This is a genomic window from Streptomyces sp. NPDC002057, assembly GCF_040296665.1.
Taxonomy (GTDB): Bacteria; Actinomycetota; Actinomycetes; order Streptomycetales; family Streptomycetaceae; genus Streptomyces.
The window spans coordinates 146230-160888 of record NZ_JBEOXR010000004.1; the positions used below are offsets into that span (position 1 = coordinate 146230).

The following is a 14659-nucleotide window of genomic DNA, read 5'->3' on the forward strand; positions in this document are numbered from 1 at the left end:
GCCTCGTCACCGGCCCGGTCACCGCGGCCGGGAGCGCCCCGTCGTCGTTCGCCGGAGCGCCCCGTCGTCGTTCGCCGGAGCGCCCCGATCGTGGTCCCTGCGGCTCCGCTCACCAGTCCTGGGAGCGGTGGCCGCCCCGGGCCACGCTCCTGCGGGCGCCGCGTCCGGCGGTCCGGGCCGACCAGTTGGCGGGCTCGCCGTAGGACGGCACGTGACGCGGGGCGGGCACGCCGGGGCGGTGCGGGCCCCGGGCGGCGGTCGCCTTCCAGTCGGGGTCGCCCATCACGAGCAGCGGGTCGAACATGACGACGACGGCGGCGAGGATGAGGAAGACCGCCGGGCCGATCAGCATCGGCAGGAGGAGCGAGGTGGCGGCGTCGCCGGTGCCGGTGGAACGCTCGGTTCCGTGCAGGTGCACGCTGACGGCCGCCATGGCGGTGTAGTGCATACCACTGACGGCGACGCCCATCACGAGGCTCGCGCCGAGGCTGGCCAGAAATCCATGGACGGAAACGGCCGCCCAGAGGGCCGTGGTGGCGGCCACGACGGCGATGACCACGGAGAACGCCACGGTGAGCGTGTCGTACTCGATGCGCCCCTGGAGACGCATGCCGGCCATGCCCAGGTAGTGCATGGTGGCGACGCCGAGGCCGGTGATGGTGCCGCCGGTGACCAGGGTGAGGGCGGTCGCCCCGCGGTATCCGACGATGAAGATGCCGATGCCGACCATGACCACCGCGACGCCCAGGCTGGCGAAGGTGATGGGCAGGTCGTAGTGGATGGGCGCCTGCCGGACGGAGAAGCCCATCATCGCGATGAAGTGCATGGTCCAGATGCCGCTGCCGATGGAGGTGGCGCCCAGGACGAGCCAGCCCGCCTTGAAGCTGTCGCGGTGGCGGAGCGATCTCGTGGTGCAGCGGAGGCCGAGGGCGCCACCCAGGCACGCCATGAGAAAGGCCGCCACCGGAGTGACGAGCCCGTAGCTGAATCCGTCGACCGTGCCCTGCATGAGCGTGTGTCCTCCACCCCTGGTGCCACGTCGTCCGAAAACAGTCGGTACCGCTGGGTAGTACTACCGGGGCGAGATTATGGCGCGCCGGGGGCCCGGCGACCACGTGACCGGGGAATTACTGCTCGTGAGACCTGAGCGAGACCGCTCCGTGATCTCGACAACGATTCCCGGGGCCGCCGGAGCCCCCCGGGCCGCCGATTCCGACCTCGGCTGTCAGTGGCGGGTCGTACGGTGGGCGCCATGGACATCGAAGCGGGACCGGCGGGCGGCGAGCGGCCCGTCCCGGTCGAGTGGACGGTCATGGAGAGCTCCATCGGACCGCTCTTCCTCGCCGCGACCGAGCGCGGGCTCGTGCGCGTCGAGTTCCACGCCGACGCGGCACGGCGGGCGCAGATGCTGGACCGGCTGGCCGGGCAGCTCGGCGCGGTGCCGGTGGAGCGCGCCTCGGGGCTGCTCGCGGGCGCGATACGAGGGCTCGACCGGTACTTCGCGGGCGAGCCCGGCGATGTCGACCTGCCCCTCGACTGGAGCCTGACGGCGGGGTTCAACCGGCAGGTGCTGCGCGAGCTGGCGAGCGGTGTCCCGTACGGCACGGTCGTCGGGTACGGGGAGCTGGCCAAGCGCGTGGGGCAGCCGGGGGCGGCCCAGGCGGTCGGGGCCGCGATGGGCTCCAACCCGCTGCCGGTGGTGGTGCCGTGCCACCGTGTGGTGGAGAGCGACGGCGGGCTCGGCGGCTTCGGGGGCGGCCTGGAGACCAAGAGACAGCTGCTGGCACTCGAAGGCGTACTGCCGGCACCGCTGTTCTGAGGGCTCGGGCACCTGTTCCGAGGGCTCGGGCATCGCTGTTCCGAGGGCCCGGGCAGCACTGTTCCGGGGGCGCGGGCATCGCTGTTCCGAGGGCTCGGGCAGCACTGTTCCGGGGCCTCGGGGATCACTGTGCCGAGGGAGCGGAGAGCACCGCGCCGAAGGGCGGAGAGCGCTGCTCCGAGGGCCCCCGAAGGGGACCGTTCCCATCAGATGGGACGGCTGGCACACTCACGTAAGTGACCCAGACCCCCGGCGCCCGTGACGCCACCCTCACCGAGCGGATACCCGTCACCGACGCCGAGCTGCCGGCCCTGCGTCGGCGCGTCCAGGGCGTGCTGATCGCCACCCAGATCCTCGGGGGCCTCGGCATCGCCACCGGGGTCGCGCTCTCCGCCGTCCTCGCCAAGGACGTCAGCGGCTCCGAGGCCCTCTCCGGTCTGGCGTCGACGGCGACGGTGGCCGGTCCCGCACTGCTCGCCATGCCGCTGGCCGCGCTCATGGCCTCCCGGGGGCGACGGGCCGGCCTCGTCCTCGCGTACCTGATCGGAGCGGTCGGTGCCGGGGTCGCGGTGCTCGGGGCGGTCGTCGGCAGCTTCGTCCTGCTGCTCGCCGGGCTCGTCGGCTTCGGCGCCGGGTCCTCGGCGAACCTGGCGGCCCGCTTCGCCGCCGCCGACCTGGCCGAGCCGGACCGCAGGGCTCGGGCCATCTCCACGGTGGTGTGGGCGACCACGATCGGAGCGGTGCTCGGCCCGAACATCGCCGCGCCGGCCGGGAAGAGCGTCTCGGGCTGGGGAATCCCCGCCACCGCGGGGCCCTTCGTCTGGGCCGCCGGCGTCTTCGTGGTCGCGGCGGCCGTGGTGGCCCTGCTGCTGCGTCCGGACCCGCTGCTCACCGCCCGCGCGCTGACCGACGCCGAGGCGGGCGGCGAGGCAGCGGAGAGCCGCTCGCTGCGGGCGGGGATGCGGGCGGTGCGGGAGTCCCCGCGGGCCCGCCTCGCCCTGGTCACCGTCGCCGTCTCGCACACCGCGATGGTGTCGATCATGTCGATGACCCCGGTGGCGCTCACCCACCACGGCGCGGACATCCAGCTCATCGGGCTCGTCATCAGCGGCCACATCGCGGGCATGTACGCCTTCTCGCCCCTGATGGGCTGGCTGTCCGACCGCCTGGGGCGGCTGTCGGTGATCGGGCTCGCGGTCGGGCTCATCGGCCTGGCGGCCCTCATCGCGGGCACGGCAGGGCCCAGCCACGGCCGGACCGCCCTGGGGCTCTTCGTCCTCGGCCTGGGATGGTCGGCGGGCCTGGTCTCCGGCTCGGCGCTGCTCACCGACTCGGTGCCGCAGGCCGCGCGGGCGGCGGCCCAGGGGCTCTCCGACTTCATCATGAACACCTCCGCCGGACTCGCCGCCCTCCTGGCGGGCCTGATCGTCGCGCAGGCGGGTTACGGACCGCTGAACGCGATCGCCGCCTGCCTGCTGCTGCCGATGGCGGCGCTCGCGCTGCGCGGCTCGCTCCGGAAGGCCTGAGGCTCCGGAAGGCCTGAGGCTCGAAGGCCCACCGCTCCGGAGCGGCCGGGCCGCGCCGCCGCGCCTGAAGCGCGGAGCGTCCGGACGGAGTCAGCGCGGCACCGCCGGAGAGGACGCCCCGGCCGCCAGTCGGCGCGGCGCGCCCGTGCCGTCGGCCGGTACGGCCCAGACCGCTCCCCCGAAGCCGTACGCCAGGGTCTCCCGGTCCGTCCAGAGCGCCTGGTCGTCGATGCCGCGCCGCTCGGCGACCGCGTGTTCGCGCCCGGTGCCCAGCTCGTACACGTACAGCCGCCACGGCTCGCGCGGGCCGTCGGAGACCCGCTTCTTGAAGGCGATCCGTGTGCCGTCCGGGGAGAGCGACGGGCACTCGACGTTCTCCCGCAGGGCCCGGGCCGACCAGCTCCTCATGTCCCCCTCGACGAGATGGGTACGGCCGCCGGTCGACACGGTGGCGTAGAAACGGTTGTCGTCGGCGGCGAAGCTGACGCCCCAGTAGTTGACGTCGGGGGCGTGGTGACGGCGGCCGCCGAGGGTGAGGGGGATCTGCTCGATGTTCTTCACCAGGTAGCCGGTACGCAGGTCGAGGATCGAGGTGCGGGTGGAGAAGGACGAGCGCGCGTAGGAGTCGCCGGTCGCGAACATCGTCCAGGAGAGCATGTGTCCCGAGGCAGAGACCCGGGCCCGGCTGGGAATCCCCGGCAGGCCGATGCGGCGCACCTCGCGCAGCTCCCGGTCGAGCACCAGGACGTACGAACGGGCCGGGACGCCCGGTCGGCGCTGGAGGCAGAGGGCCGTTGATCCGGCCGCGTGGAAACGGTCGCAGGAGGGGCCTCCCGCCACCCGGCCGCCGGGTGCGGACGGGTCCACGCGCGCGACGCGGCCGCTGGCGGTGTCCCGGGCGTAGAGCGCGGAGGCACCGCCGTCGAGGGTGAAGCCGGGGGCAGCGGTCCCGGTGGCCGCGGCCTCGCGACCCGAGGCCGCCCGCAGGGTGTAGGCGGTGGCCCCTCCGCCGAGCAGCAGGAGGGCGAGGACGAGGATCCACACGCGGGTGCGGGTGGACGGGTGGGCACCGGTCGGGTCGGACATGGGTCAGTCGGTCCTCTCGGGGTGTTCGGGGACGACGCTCCCGGCGGGAGTCGGGGCGCCCGTCCCCGAGGGGCCGGTGGGCCTCTTCGCGGGGGTGGCGGGCAGCAGGCGCGCGGCGCAGCAGAGGGCGGCCGTGAGGGCGAGCATCGCCGCGACGAGCGCGGCCTCGGGCCCGCCGGCGGTCCAGACGGCGCCGAACGCGACGGCGGCTCCGACCCGGGCGAGGGCCTGCGCGGTCTGGACGACCGCGAGACCGCCCGCCTGCCGTCCCTCGGTCAGGAAGGGGCCGGTCAGGGCCATCAGGACGCCGTCCGTGGTGGCGTAGAAGACCCCGAGCAGCAGCAGGACGCCGAGGAGGACCGCCGGGTCGGGCAGAGGGGTCAGGAGCAGTCCGTAGGCGAGGAGCAGGGCCCCGTGCCCGTACAGGAGGGGGCCTCGCCGCCCGACGCGGTCGGCGAGTCGCCCGGCGGGGAGCGCGAGCAGCAGATAGACGGCGGCCGCGCCGAGCGGCAGGAAGGGGAACCAGGTGGCGTCGAACGCGAGCCGTCGCTGGAGCAGCAGGTAGAGGAAGGAGTCGCCGATGGTGGCGGCTCCGAGGAGTCCGGCGCAGAGCACGATCCGTCGGTACGCGGGCGAGCGCGGCCCGGCGGGGAGCCCGCCACGCGCGCGTGGCCGCGGCGGAGCGTTCGACCTCGTCTCGTGGCCGGGGGTCCGCCGGTCGCCGGGGGTGCGGCTCCCCTCGCCGGGGGTGCGCTTCTCGGCACCGGGGGTCCGCTTTCCGGCGCCCGGGGTTCGGCCGGGGACGAGGAGCAGCCAGAGCAGGACGCCGAACGCGCCGACGCAGAAGCTGACGGCGAAGACGGCGTCGTACGCGTCGGCCGTCGCCCACAGCAGCGCGAAGGCGGCCAGGGGGCCGAGGAGCGCTCCGGTGGTGTCCATGGCGCGGTGGGTTCCGAAGGCACGGCCGAGGTCCTCGGGCGGGGTGTGCAGGGTGATGAGGGCGTCGCGCGGGGCGGTGCGCACGCCCTTGCCCAGCTTGTCGGCGGCGAGCGCCCCGGCGATCCAGCCGGTCGCGCCGCCGGCGAGGAGGAGGCCGAGGCGGGAGCAGGCGGAGAGGGCGTAACCGAGCCCGCCGACCTGTTTGTGGCGGCCGCCGCGGTCGGCGGTGGCGCCGCCGAGGAGCCGTACGAGCGCGGTGGCGCCGGTCGACAGACCGTCGAGCAGCCCGAACTGGAGCGGGGAGAGACCGAGTCCGAGGACCAGGTAGAGCGGCAGGACGGCGGTCACCATCTCCGAGGAGACGTCGGTGACGAGGCTGACCGCGCCGAGGGCGAGGACGGTGCCCGGGACGCGCCGCCGGACCCCAGAGGGGGCGGGCGGCGCGTCGCGGCGACCGGTGGTCGCGAGGTACATCAGTGGCAGGTGTAGGTCGGGCCGGAGTCCTTCACCTGGTTGTCGGTGCCGACGTACTGCCAGGTGTAGGTGGTGTCGGTGAGGTCCAGCTTCAGGACGCCGTACGGACCGCTGATCCGCTTCTGGCTGTTGGGCTGGACCGTCTCGATGTCGTAGGGCTCGGCGCCGCCCATGCCGCCGACGATCTCGACGATGCCGTCGGCGGTGGCCCGCCCGTTGGGGTCCTGCGGGGCGAAGCGCTCGTAGTGGTGGTCGTGTCCGTTGAGGACGAGGTCGGCCCTGGCGCCGTAGAGGATCTGCCAGACGGGCTTGGAGACAGGGTCGTTGCCGTGGCCGCCGGAGGAGTACAGCGGGTGGTGGAAGTAGGCGGCGACGCAGCCCTTGGTGTTCCTCGCGAGGTCGTCCTTGAGCCACTGGATCTGCGCGGCGTCGTCGAAGGAGTTGGAGTCGAGGGCGACGAAGTGCCAGTTGCCCTGGTCGTAGCTGTAGTACGACTTGCCCTGCGGGTAGGCGATCGAGCCGAAGTACGACTTGTAGCCGGCCAGCGGGCCGGCCGGGTCGTAGGTCTCGTGGTTGCCGGGGACCGGCCGGGTCTTCGCCTTGAAGGCGCCCCAGCTCTTGTCGTAGTAGGCGCGGAAGTCGGAGAGCAGGGCGTCGTCGTACTGGTTGTCGCCCATCGTCAGGTAGAAGGAGGGCGCGATCCGCTGGGCCAGGGCCGCCGTCTTGGGGTGGGCGCAGGAACTGCTGGAGGCCGTGCACTGGGCGGCGATGTCGCCGGCCGCGACGACGGTGAAGGAGCCGGTCGGCGGGGTGGTGGTGCCGGCGGTGCCGTAGACCTCCACCGAGAAGAGCGAGTAGCCGTACGAGGTGCCGCGCGCGGTTCCGTGGACGCGCAGATGGCGACCCTGGCCGGTGAGTCCGGTCCAGTCGTCGGTGCCGCCGTTGCCCGCGGTCTCGTTGGCGAGGCGGGTCCAGGTGGTGCCGTCGGCGGAGATCTCGACGCGGTAGGCCTTGGCGTACGCGGCCTCCCAGACGAGCTTGACGCGGGAGACGGTGGCCGAGGGGCCGAGGTCGACCCGGATCCACTGGGGGTCGGAGCCCTCGGCGCTGGCCCAGCGGGTGGTGGAGACGCCGTCGAAGGCCTTCTCCGGGCCGAACGTGCTGTCCTCGACGGAGGACGACGTGGCCGGTCGGCCCTGGGAGATCAGGACGTCGGCGGCGGCCCCGGCGCGTTCCGGGAGGGCGAGCAGGAGCCCGCCGACGAGCAGCAGGACGGCGGTGAGGACGAGGGGCAGACGGCGGGTCGCGGAGCGGGGTGGGGCGGAGGCGTTCAGGCGCATACCTGGGCTCCCTGGCCTGTGGGGTCGGCGAGAGCTGGACACCGGTGCGGTGCACCACGGACCGGCCGCACGGCGGGCCGGGACGCCCGTGCCGCGCGGTGCGGACACGGACGACCGGCCGGGTGGCGTTCGGGGCGCCACGCGGCGGGGTGGTGCTCGGCGGCCGGGTCAGAGCTCTCGCTGAGCGCGTCACGCCCTTGGGGTGGGGCGCCGCGCCGAGCCGCTGCCGGGGATGCTAGCCGATAGTAAGGTTTCCTACCAGACTCTCAACCGCCCATGGACACGGGCGATTTCGGGCCTGTCCGACGTCTCCGCCCACGGCGTCCGGGCCCCGTCCGGCCTCAGAGGCTGATGTGGTACGCCTTGCGCAGGGTCTCGTGCACGGTCCAGGTGGTCCTGTCGCCCTCGCGCAGCACACAGGCGTCCCCGGGGCCGATCTCCAGGGTGTCCCCGCCCTCGACGGCGACGGTCGCCCGGCCGGAGACCACCACGAAGAGCTCGTTGGCCTCGGTGTCGGTCACGACGCCGGGAGTGATCTGCCAGATGCCGCGCAGCTGCTTGCCGTCGGCCGACTCCCACAGCACCTTGCCGGTCACCTCGGGCGTGCCGGAGACGATCTGGGCGGGGTCGAGCGGCTCCGGTTCGAGCTCCGCGTCGGGGATGTGCACGGCGAAGGAGGGCTGGTCATGTGTCGTCATGGGCGGTGACTGTAGCGGGGGTCCGGGGCCGCTCCGAGGCCGGGAGGGTCTGGACCGAACCCCTCCGCTTCGCCTCCCACCAGGCGCGATGCCCGGATCCCGCGACGACGACGAAATCCGCACGACCCCTTCGGCGCAGCGCCCGGCGGGTGCCGCGCCCGGCCCGGACACGTGGGCCGGGCACCGCGTGACGGATTCCGCAGCCGCCGCCCGCCGTGTGGCGGGAGCTCGCCGACGAGGTTTGCGGGGCGCGTGGTCGCGCCAGGAATGGGACATGTCCACACAGGTGTCCGAAGAGGTACGGGAGGCGCTCCACGAGGGGCGTCCCGTCGTCGCGCTCGAATCGACGATCATCGCCCACGGCCTGCCGCGCCCGCGCAACCTGGCCGTGGCCCTGGAGCTGGAGGGACTGGTGCGGGCCGGGGGCGCGGTCCCCGCCACCGTCGCCGTGGTCGACGGCACGGCCAGGGTCGGTCTGGACCTGGCGTCCCTGACCCGGATCGCCGAGGACCCGGCGGTACGGAAGCTGGGCCACCGCGACCTGGCCCCGGCCCTGGCGACCGGTGCGACCGGAGCGACGACGGTCTCGGCGACGGCCTGGCTCGCCGACGCGGCCGGCATCCGGGTGTTCGCGACCGGCGGCCTCGGCGGCGTGCACCGCGAGTGGACCGAGACCCAGGACGAGTCCGCCGACCTGCGGCTGCTCGCCCGGGTCGGGATCACCGTGGTCTGTGCCGGGGTCAAGTCGATCCTCGACGTGCCGGCGACGCTCCAGCGCCTGGAGACGCTGGGGGTGACGGTCGTGGGGTACGGCTCGGAGCACTTCCCCGGCTTCTACCTCTCCTCCTCGGGCGAGCCCGTCGACTGGACCCTGCGGACCCCGGAGGAGGTGGCCGGGGTGATACGGGCGCAGGACCGGCTCGGCGGACCCCGTGCGGCGCTCGTCGTGGCCAACCCGGTTCCGGTGGCGGAGCAGTTGGATCCCGCGCTGCACGACCGGGTGCTCGCGGCGGGCCTCACGGCGGCGAAGGAGAAGGGGATCACGGGACAGGCGGTGACACCCTTCCTGCTCGAACACCTGACGGTCCACACGGAGGGCGCGTCCCTGGAGGCCAACCTGGCGGCGGTACGGGGCAACGTGCGGCTCGCGGCGCGCATCGCGGGCGCGTACGACTCGGGCGTGGGCGCGCACCGCAACACGGGTTCGGAGTCGGACCCGGGCTCGGGCCCGGTGCCCGGCGTGAGCGGTCGGTGAGCCGGGCGGCGGGCGCGCTGCTCGTCGTCGGCGACGTGGTCACGGACGTCGTCGCCCGGCACCGGACGCCGCTCGCCCCGGCCACGGACACGGCGGCGGAGATCCGGACCCTCCCGGGCGGCGCCGGAGCCAACGCGGCCTGCTGGGCCGCGCGTTCCGGGTGCGAGGAGGTGCGGCTCCTCGGCCGGGTGGGGACGGACAGCGCCGTCTGGCACGACCGGGCGCTGCGCCGCGCGGGCGTGCGCCCCCTGCTGGTCACGGACGCGGAGACGGCGACGGCCACCGTGATCGCGCTGGTGGACCCCACCGCCGAGCGCACCTTCCTGACCGACAGCGGCGCCGCGCTGCGCCTCGCCCCCGAGGACTGGTCCGCCCGCCTGCTCGACGGCGTGGCCCGGCTGCACCTCTCCGGCTACCTCTTCTTCGCCGCCGCGAGCCGCGAGACGGTCCGGCGGGCGCTGCGGGAGGCGGGAGGGGCGGGGATTCCGGTCAGTGTGGACCCGGCGTCGGCGGGGTTCCTGGCGGAGCTGGGACCGGAGCGGTTCCTGGCGGCGGCGGAGGGCGCCGAGGTCCTGCTGCCCAACGTCGACGAGGCCCGCGCACTGACCGGCCGCGACGAACCCGAGGTGGCGGCGGCCGAGTTGAGCCGTCGGTTCCCGCTGGTCGTGATGACCCTGGGGGCGGCGGGCGCGCTGGTCGCCGAGGGGGGTGCGGTCATCGCGCGAGTGGAGGCGCCCGCGGTGCGGCCGGTGGACTCGACGGGCGCGGGCGACGCGTTCACCGGGGCGTTCCTGGCGGCCCGGCTCGCGGGCGCGGACCCGGCGAAGGCCGCCGAGGCGGGCTGCCGCGCGGGGTCGGAGGCGGTCACGGTGGTGGGCGGCAGACCCCCGGACGTTCCCCCCGGGCCCTGACGGCTCATGCCTCCGGCCGCCGGCCCAGCCCGGTCCACGCCGGGTGGCGCGGGTCGTCGGCACGTACGACGGCGTCGGCCGCCGCACCCGGGTCGACCTCCGTCTCGTACCGGGCGAAGGCGGGCAGGGCCCAGGGTTCCCCGGTGCGCCGGGCGAGGGCGGCGGGCGAGAGTCGCAGGTGCACGGTGAGGTCGAAGGGGAACCAGTGACCGAGCAGGAAGGGCCCGTGCAGCACGAGCACCCCACCCGGCGGCAGCGTCACGTACGGGCTGCGGGTCGCCCGGTCGCGTACCGGATCCCACAGGTCGGGCAGCACCCGCCCGGTGCCGCCGGGTTCCAGCGGGTTGAAGATCTCCCGCCAGAGCGCCCCGACGTCCGTCCACCCGTCGTAGTACGCGTCCGGGTCCTGCTTCCCGTACTCGTACCGCAGGGACGCGGGCCGCAGGAAGCCACCGGTCCCCACGACGTGCACCGCGCGCCCGCGCGTCCGCAGCGCCTCGGCGAGCAGCTCCGCGAGTTCGCCGCCGGGCGCGGCGGGCGGGCCGTCGAGGGCGACCTTGAGCCGGCTGCCGCCCGCGTCCGGCTCGGACGCGTCGAGGTGTCCGGCGAGCGTCTCCGCCAGCCGGTCCCAGGTGATCGCCTCGTATCGCATCCCGCTCGCCCCACTCACACCGTTCATCCTGCACACCGGACCACCGGACCGTCGCCTTGACCTTGCCACTGGCGTCACTGTTCGACCATCGGATTCATGACCACCGACCGCGTGAACACCCACCGCACGAACACCCACTGCCCGACCACCGCACGCACGAACACCGGGTGCCCGGACACCACCACACCCGGCAGGGTCGTCGTCGTCACCGGCGCGGGCACCGGCATCGGGCGGGCCACCGCCCGTGCCTTCGCCGGACAGGGGGCGACCGTCCTCGCCGTCGGCCGCCGGGAGGAGCCGCTGTGGGAGACCGCCGAGGGGCACCCCGGCATCCGGCCGTTCGTCGCCGACGTCACGGCGGAGGACGCGCCCGAGGAGATCGTCGAGACGGCCGTGACCGGCCACGGCCGTCTCGACGTGCTCGTGAACAACGCGGGGATCGCCTCGGGCGGCCCGCTGGGCACCCTCGACCGCTCGGTGATCGCCCCGCTCCTGGAGACCAACCTCGTCGCCCCGGTGCTGCTCACCCAAGCCGCCCTCCCCGCGCTCCGCGCCTCCCGGGGCGTCGTGGTGAACGTGTCGACGACGATCGGGCAGCGCGGCTGGCCCGCCGGCTCCGTCTATCCGGCGACCAAGAGCGCTCTGGAGACCCTGACCCGCTGCTGGGCGCTGGAGCTGGCGCCCGCCGGCGTCCGGGTGGTGGCGGTGGCGCCCGGCGCGATCGAGACCCCGATCGCGGACCACATGGGCCTCTCCTCCGAGCAGTTGGCGGCGCTTCGGGCGTGGCAGCTCGCGCACACCCCGCTGGGCCGGATCGGCCGGCCCGAGGAGGTCGCCTGGGCGATCACCTCGCTCGCCGCGCCGGACGCCTCCTTCCTGACCGGCACCGTCCTGCCCGTCGACGGGGGTGCGCTGGTCGCGTGATACGACTGCGTGCGGAGGTGGCGCCCTTGCGCATCGGTGAACTGGCCCGGCGGACCGGGGCGTCGGCCCGCGCGTTGCGCCACTACGAGGCGGTGGGGCTGATCACGTCGGCGCGCGCGGACAACGGCTACCGGGTGTACGAGGAGGGCGCGGCGGTACGGGTGGCGAACATCCGGTACCTGCTCGACGCGGGCCTCACCCTGGACGACGTGTCCGCGTTCCGTTCCTGCCTGGACGGGGACATGCCCTCGGTCCCGCCGTCCGCGCGCGGCCTGGAGATCGCCCGCGAGCGGCTGGCCGTGCTCGACGCGCGGATCGCGGCCCAGACCGAGGCCCGGGACAGGCTGGCGCACATCCTCGCCACGCACACGCACGCACACCCGCACGGTCCGAACGACCCGCGCAGTCCGCGCGGTCCGCGCGGTCCGCACCGAAGCTGACTCGCGCTCAGCGGACCCCGGCGGCCCGCGCGGTCGTGTCGAGCACGGCACGCCCCGACTCGATCGCCTCGGCGAGCGTCGTCTCCCCGCCCGCGAGGGCCCGGCAGGTCGCCGCGTCGGTCCTCAGGCGGGCGTCGGGCTCCTCCCCCGTACCGGCGCCGTACACCCCGTCCCCGTACGAGACGGCTCCGTCGTCTCCGACCCGTACGTGGAACTCCCCCTCGTCCAGGGTCACCTGGACGATTCCCGCCCCCCGTTCGGCGAGCGGCCCGAGGAGCGGGATCGCGTACCAGTGCGCGCGGACGGCGTCGGTGGGCCGTGGTTCGCCCAGGTCGGAGGCGCCCCAGGCGGCGAGGGCGCGCAGCACGGGCAGCAGGTCGCGGCCGCGCGGGGTGAGCTCGTACACGGACGCCGAGGCGGGCGGGGGCAGTCGGCGGCGGGTGACGAGCTCGGCGCCCTCCATGTCCTTGAGCCGCCCGGCCAGCATGTCGGTGCTGACGCCCGGGAGGTCGGCGTGGAGGTCGGTGTAGCGGCGCGGCCCGGCGAGGAGTTCGCGGACGACGAGCAGGGTCCACCGGTCGCCGACGAGGTCGAGGGCGCGCGCGGCGGCGCAGTGCTGGTCGTAGCTGCGGCGGCGTGGCTGGCGTGGCATGCGACGCAGTCTAGACATGTTGTTGGACTTTCCAAGCTCGAACTTGGTAAAACCAAGCAACACTGATTCCGGGGACCTGGGGAGGTCGGACATGGAGTTCCGGCAGTCGAGCAAGCTGAGCGAGGTCTGTTACGAGATCCGGGGCCCGGTCATCGAGCACGCCAACGCGCTGGAGGAGGCGGGCCACAGCGTCCTGCGCCTCAACACCGGCAATCCGGCGCTCTTCGGCTTCGAGGCGCCCGAGGAGATCGTCCAGGACATGATCCGGATGCTCCCCAAGGCCCACGGGTACACGGACTCCCGGGGCATCCTCTCCGCGCGCCGTGCCGTGGCCCAGCGCTACCAGGCCATGGGGCTCCCGGAGGTCGACGTCGACGACGTCTTCCTCGGCAACGGCGTCTCGGAGCTCGTCTCGATGGCCGTCCAGGCCCTTCTGGAGGACGGCGACGAGGTCCTGATCCCCGCCCCCGACTTCCCGCTGTGGACGGCGGTCACCACCCTCTCGGGCGGCAAGGCCGTGCACTACCTGTGCGACGAGTCGGCCGACTGGTACCCGGACCTCGACGACATGGCGTCGAAGATCACCGACCGGACCCGGGCCGTGGTCATCATCAACCCCAACAACCCCACCGGCGCGGTCTATCCGAAGGAGATCGTCGAGGGCATCCTCGACCTCGCCCGCCGCCACGGCCTGATGGTCTTCGCCGACGAGATCTACGACCAGATCGTCTACGACGAGGCCGTGCACTACCCGGCCGCCTCGCTCGCCCCCGACCTGGTCGTCCTCACCTTCGGCGGGCTCTCCAAGACCTACCGGGTGGCGGGCTTCCGCTCCGGCTGGCTCGTCGTCACCGGCCCGAAGCAGCACGCCAGGAACTACCTGGAGGGCCTCACCATGCTGGCCTCCATGCGGCTCTGCCCCAACGCCCCCGCCCAGTACGCCATCCAGGCCGCGCTCGGCGGCCGCCAGTCGATCCACGAGCTCACGGCCCCCGGCGGCCGGCTCCGCGAACAGCGCGACCGGGCCTGGGAGAAGCTCAACGAGATCCCCGGCGTCTCCTGCGTGAAGCCGAAGGGAGCCCTCTACGTCTTCCCGCGCCTGGATCCCGCCGTGCACAAGATCCACGACGACGAGAGGTTCGTCCTCGACCTGCTCCTGCGGGAGAAGATCCAGGTCGTCCAGGGAACCGGCTTCAACTGGCCCCGCCCGGACCACTTCCGCATCCTGACCCTGCCGTACGCCGACGACCTCGACGCCGCGATCAGCCGCATCGGCCGCTTCCTGAGCGGCTACCGGCAGTGAGGCCACCGACCGTGACGTCCCGCCCCCCGACTGTCATGATCTGAGGGTCCGAGGGATCTTCGGACCCCGACGAGCGGATCCGACGAGGGACTCGCCGAGGGGATCCGGCGAGGGAACCCGACGAGGGGATCGGCCGTGGAGACGGCCGAGGGAGACGGGAGGGGCGGTCGGCCATGGATGTGGCGCTGATAGCCGTGGCGGGAACCCTGTTGGGTGTCATCGCCACCCACTGGTTCCAGGGGCGGGCCACCGAGCGCACCGCCTCGCTCGCCCGGACCGAACAGCTCCGCCAGGAACGGATCGCGACCTACAGCGCCTACGCGGGCGCGGTCGTCGACTACCGGCACAGCCAGAACGACCGCTGGTTCCGGGCGGTGGAGGAGCCCGGCTCGGAGGAGGCGGAGGAGTCCCGGCACGCCTCCTACCGGCAGCGCACCGCCGCCCGGCAGGCCCTCTTCCGCGTCCAGTTGGTCTGCGACGACGCGCACGTCCGGCGGCTGGCCGAGGCCGCCTTCGAGGAGACCCACTGCCTGCACGACGCGGACGGCGAGGCGGAGCGCGCCCGCCGCTCCGCGCTGGCGAAGGAGGCACTCGCCGTGTTCATCGCCGCCGCCGCGCCCGGCGTCCGCTGAACGGCGCC

General features: G+C 74.1%; 15 protein-coding genes. 8 read left to right on the forward strand and 7 right to left on the reverse strand.

Going from position 1 to position 14659, the window contains the following annotated elements; all coding sequences use genetic code 11:
• Window positions 1-109: 109 nt before the first annotated feature.
• Entirely contained in the window at window positions 110-1009 is a 900-nt protein-coding gene (locus ABT129_RS05350; protein WP_351896816.1) for an MHYT domain-containing protein, read from the reverse strand.
• 243 nt (window positions 1010-1252) lie between these two features.
• On the opposite strand from ABT129_RS05350, the gene ABT129_RS05355 reads away from it, so the two are divergent.
• Entirely contained in the window at window positions 1253-1819 is a 567-nt protein-coding gene (locus tag ABT129_RS05355; protein WP_351896818.1) for a methylated-DNA--[protein]-cysteine S-methyltransferase, read from the forward strand.
• Between the two features lie 236 nt (window positions 1820-2055).
• Window positions 2056-3345 (forward strand): MFS transporter, encoded by a 1290-nt coding sequence (locus ABT129_RS05360; RefSeq protein WP_351896819.1) that lies wholly within the window; start codon window positions 2056-2058, stop codon window positions 3343-3345.
• Between the two features lie 90 nt (window positions 3346-3435).
• On the opposite strand, the gene ABT129_RS05365 is transcribed toward ABT129_RS05360, so the two are convergent.
• The 4 genes from ABT129_RS05365 to ABT129_RS05380 form a co-directional block, all read right to left on the reverse strand.
• Entirely contained in the window at window positions 3436-4431 is a 996-nt protein-coding gene (locus ABT129_RS05365; RefSeq protein ID WP_351896822.1) for a TolB family protein, read from the reverse strand.
• Window positions 4432-4434: 3 nt separating this feature from the next.
• Window positions 4435-5844, reverse strand: coding sequence for an MFS transporter (locus ABT129_RS05370; protein WP_351896824.1), 1410 nt, complete (start codon window positions 5842-5844; stop codon window positions 4435-4437).
• A complete protein-coding gene (locus tag ABT129_RS05375) occupies window positions 5844-7184 on the reverse strand; it encodes a discoidin domain-containing protein (protein ID WP_351896826.1) in 1341 nt (446 codons plus the stop codon). The genes ABT129_RS05370 and ABT129_RS05375 overlap by 1 nt, the downstream gene beginning before the upstream one ends.
• A 341-nt stretch (window positions 7185-7525) precedes the next feature.
• Entirely contained in the window at window positions 7526-7882 is a 357-nt protein-coding gene (locus ABT129_RS05380; protein WP_351896829.1) for a cupin domain-containing protein, read from the reverse strand.
• A gap of 274 nt (window positions 7883-8156) precedes the next feature.
• Between ABT129_RS05380 and ABT129_RS05385 the strand changes: the two genes are divergently transcribed.
• Entirely contained in the window at window positions 8157-9137 is a 981-nt protein-coding gene (locus ABT129_RS05385) for a pseudouridine-5'-phosphate glycosidase (RefSeq protein ID WP_351896831.1), read from the forward strand.
• Window positions 9134-10048, forward strand: coding sequence for a carbohydrate kinase family protein (locus ABT129_RS05390; RefSeq protein ID WP_351896834.1), 915 nt, complete (start codon window positions 9134-9136; stop codon window positions 10046-10048). Before ABT129_RS05385 ends, ABT129_RS05390 begins: the two co-directional genes overlap by 4 nt.
• A 4-nt stretch (window positions 10049-10052) precedes the next feature.
• Here the strand turns inward: ABT129_RS05390 and ABT129_RS05395 are convergent, their stop codons facing one another.
• Window positions 10053-10700 carry a nucleoside/nucleotide kinase family protein gene (locus ABT129_RS05395; protein ID WP_351897061.1) on the reverse strand — a complete coding sequence of 216 codons (648 nt, stop codon included), beginning with the start codon at window positions 10698-10700 and terminating at the stop codon, window positions 10053-10055.
• 96 nt (window positions 10701-10796) lie between these two features.
• On the opposite strand from ABT129_RS05395, the gene ABT129_RS05400 reads away from it, so the two are divergent.
• Both ABT129_RS05400 and ABT129_RS05405 read left to right on the forward strand, forming a co-directional pair.
• Window positions 10797-11624 (forward strand): SDR family NAD(P)-dependent oxidoreductase, encoded by an 828-nt coding sequence (locus ABT129_RS05400; RefSeq protein ID WP_351896836.1) that lies wholly within the window; start codon window positions 10797-10799, stop codon window positions 11622-11624.
• Window positions 11625-11650: 26 nt separating this feature from the next.
• Window positions 11651-12064 carry a MerR family transcriptional regulator gene (locus tag ABT129_RS05405; RefSeq protein WP_351897063.1) on the forward strand — a complete coding sequence of 138 codons (414 nt, stop codon included), beginning with the start codon at window positions 11651-11653 and terminating at the stop codon, window positions 12062-12064.
• Between the two features lie 7 nt (window positions 12065-12071).
• On the opposite strand, the gene ABT129_RS05410 is transcribed toward ABT129_RS05405, so the two are convergent.
• Window positions 12072-12716 (reverse strand): winged helix-turn-helix transcriptional regulator, encoded by a 645-nt coding sequence (locus tag ABT129_RS05410; RefSeq protein WP_351896838.1) that lies wholly within the window; start codon window positions 12714-12716, stop codon window positions 12072-12074.
• Window positions 12717-12807: 91 nt separating this feature from the next.
• On the opposite strand from ABT129_RS05410, the gene ABT129_RS05415 reads away from it, so the two are divergent.
• The gene (locus ABT129_RS05415) at window positions 12808-14019 is read left to right on the forward strand and encodes a pyridoxal phosphate-dependent aminotransferase (protein ID WP_351896841.1); all 1212 of its coding nucleotides are present in this window, start codon (window positions 12808-12810) and stop codon (window positions 14017-14019) included.
• Window positions 14020-14192: 173 nt separating this feature from the next.
• Complete coding sequence (gene kilB, locus ABT129_RS05420) at window positions 14193-14651, forward strand: plasmid transfer protein KilB (protein ID WP_351896843.1); 459 nt, start codon at window positions 14193-14195, stop codon at window positions 14649-14651.
• Window positions 14652-14659 lie beyond the last annotated feature (8 nt).

Bases quoted from the DNA above. Each gene is read 5' to 3' on its own strand.
- ABT129_RS05350 (WP_351896816.1), bottom strand. From the start codon at position 1,009: ATGCAGGGCACGGTCGACGGATTCAGCTACGGGCTCGTCACTCCGGTG.
- ABT129_RS05355 (WP_351896818.1), top strand. From the start codon at position 1,253: ATGGACATCGAAGCGGGACCGGCGGGCGGCGAGCGGCCCGTCCCGGTC.
- ABT129_RS05365 (WP_351896822.1), bottom strand. From the start codon at position 4,431: ATGTCCGACCCGACCGGTGCCCACCCGTCCACCCGCACCCGCGTGTGG.
- ABT129_RS05370 (WP_351896824.1), bottom strand. From the start codon at position 5,844: ATGTACCTCGCGACCACCGGTCGCCGCGACGCGCCGCCCGCCCCCTCT.
- ABT129_RS05375 (WP_351896826.1), bottom strand. From the start codon at position 7,184: ATGCGCCTGAACGCCTCCGCCCCACCCCGCTCCGCGACCCGCCGTCTG.
- ABT129_RS05380 (WP_351896829.1), bottom strand. From the start codon at position 7,882: ATGACGACACATGACCAGCCCTCCTTCGCCGTGCACATCCCCGACGCG.
- ABT129_RS05385 (WP_351896831.1), top strand. From the start codon at position 8,157: ATGTCCACACAGGTGTCCGAAGAGGTACGGGAGGCGCTCCACGAGGGG.
- ABT129_RS05395 (WP_351897061.1), bottom strand. From the start codon at position 10,700: ATGCGATACGAGGCGATCACCTGGGACCGGCTGGCGGAGACGCTCGCC.
- ABT129_RS05400 (WP_351896836.1), top strand. From the start codon at position 10,797: ATGACCACCGACCGCGTGAACACCCACCGCACGAACACCCACTGCCCG.
- ABT129_RS05410 (WP_351896838.1), bottom strand. From the start codon at position 12,716: ATGCCACGCCAGCCACGCCGCCGCAGCTACGACCAGCACTGCGCCGCC.
- ABT129_RS05415 (WP_351896841.1), top strand. From the start codon at position 12,808: ATGGAGTTCCGGCAGTCGAGCAAGCTGAGCGAGGTCTGTTACGAGATC.
- kilB (WP_351896843.1), top strand. From the start codon at position 14,193: ATGGATGTGGCGCTGATAGCCGTGGCGGGAACCCTGTTGGGTGTCATC.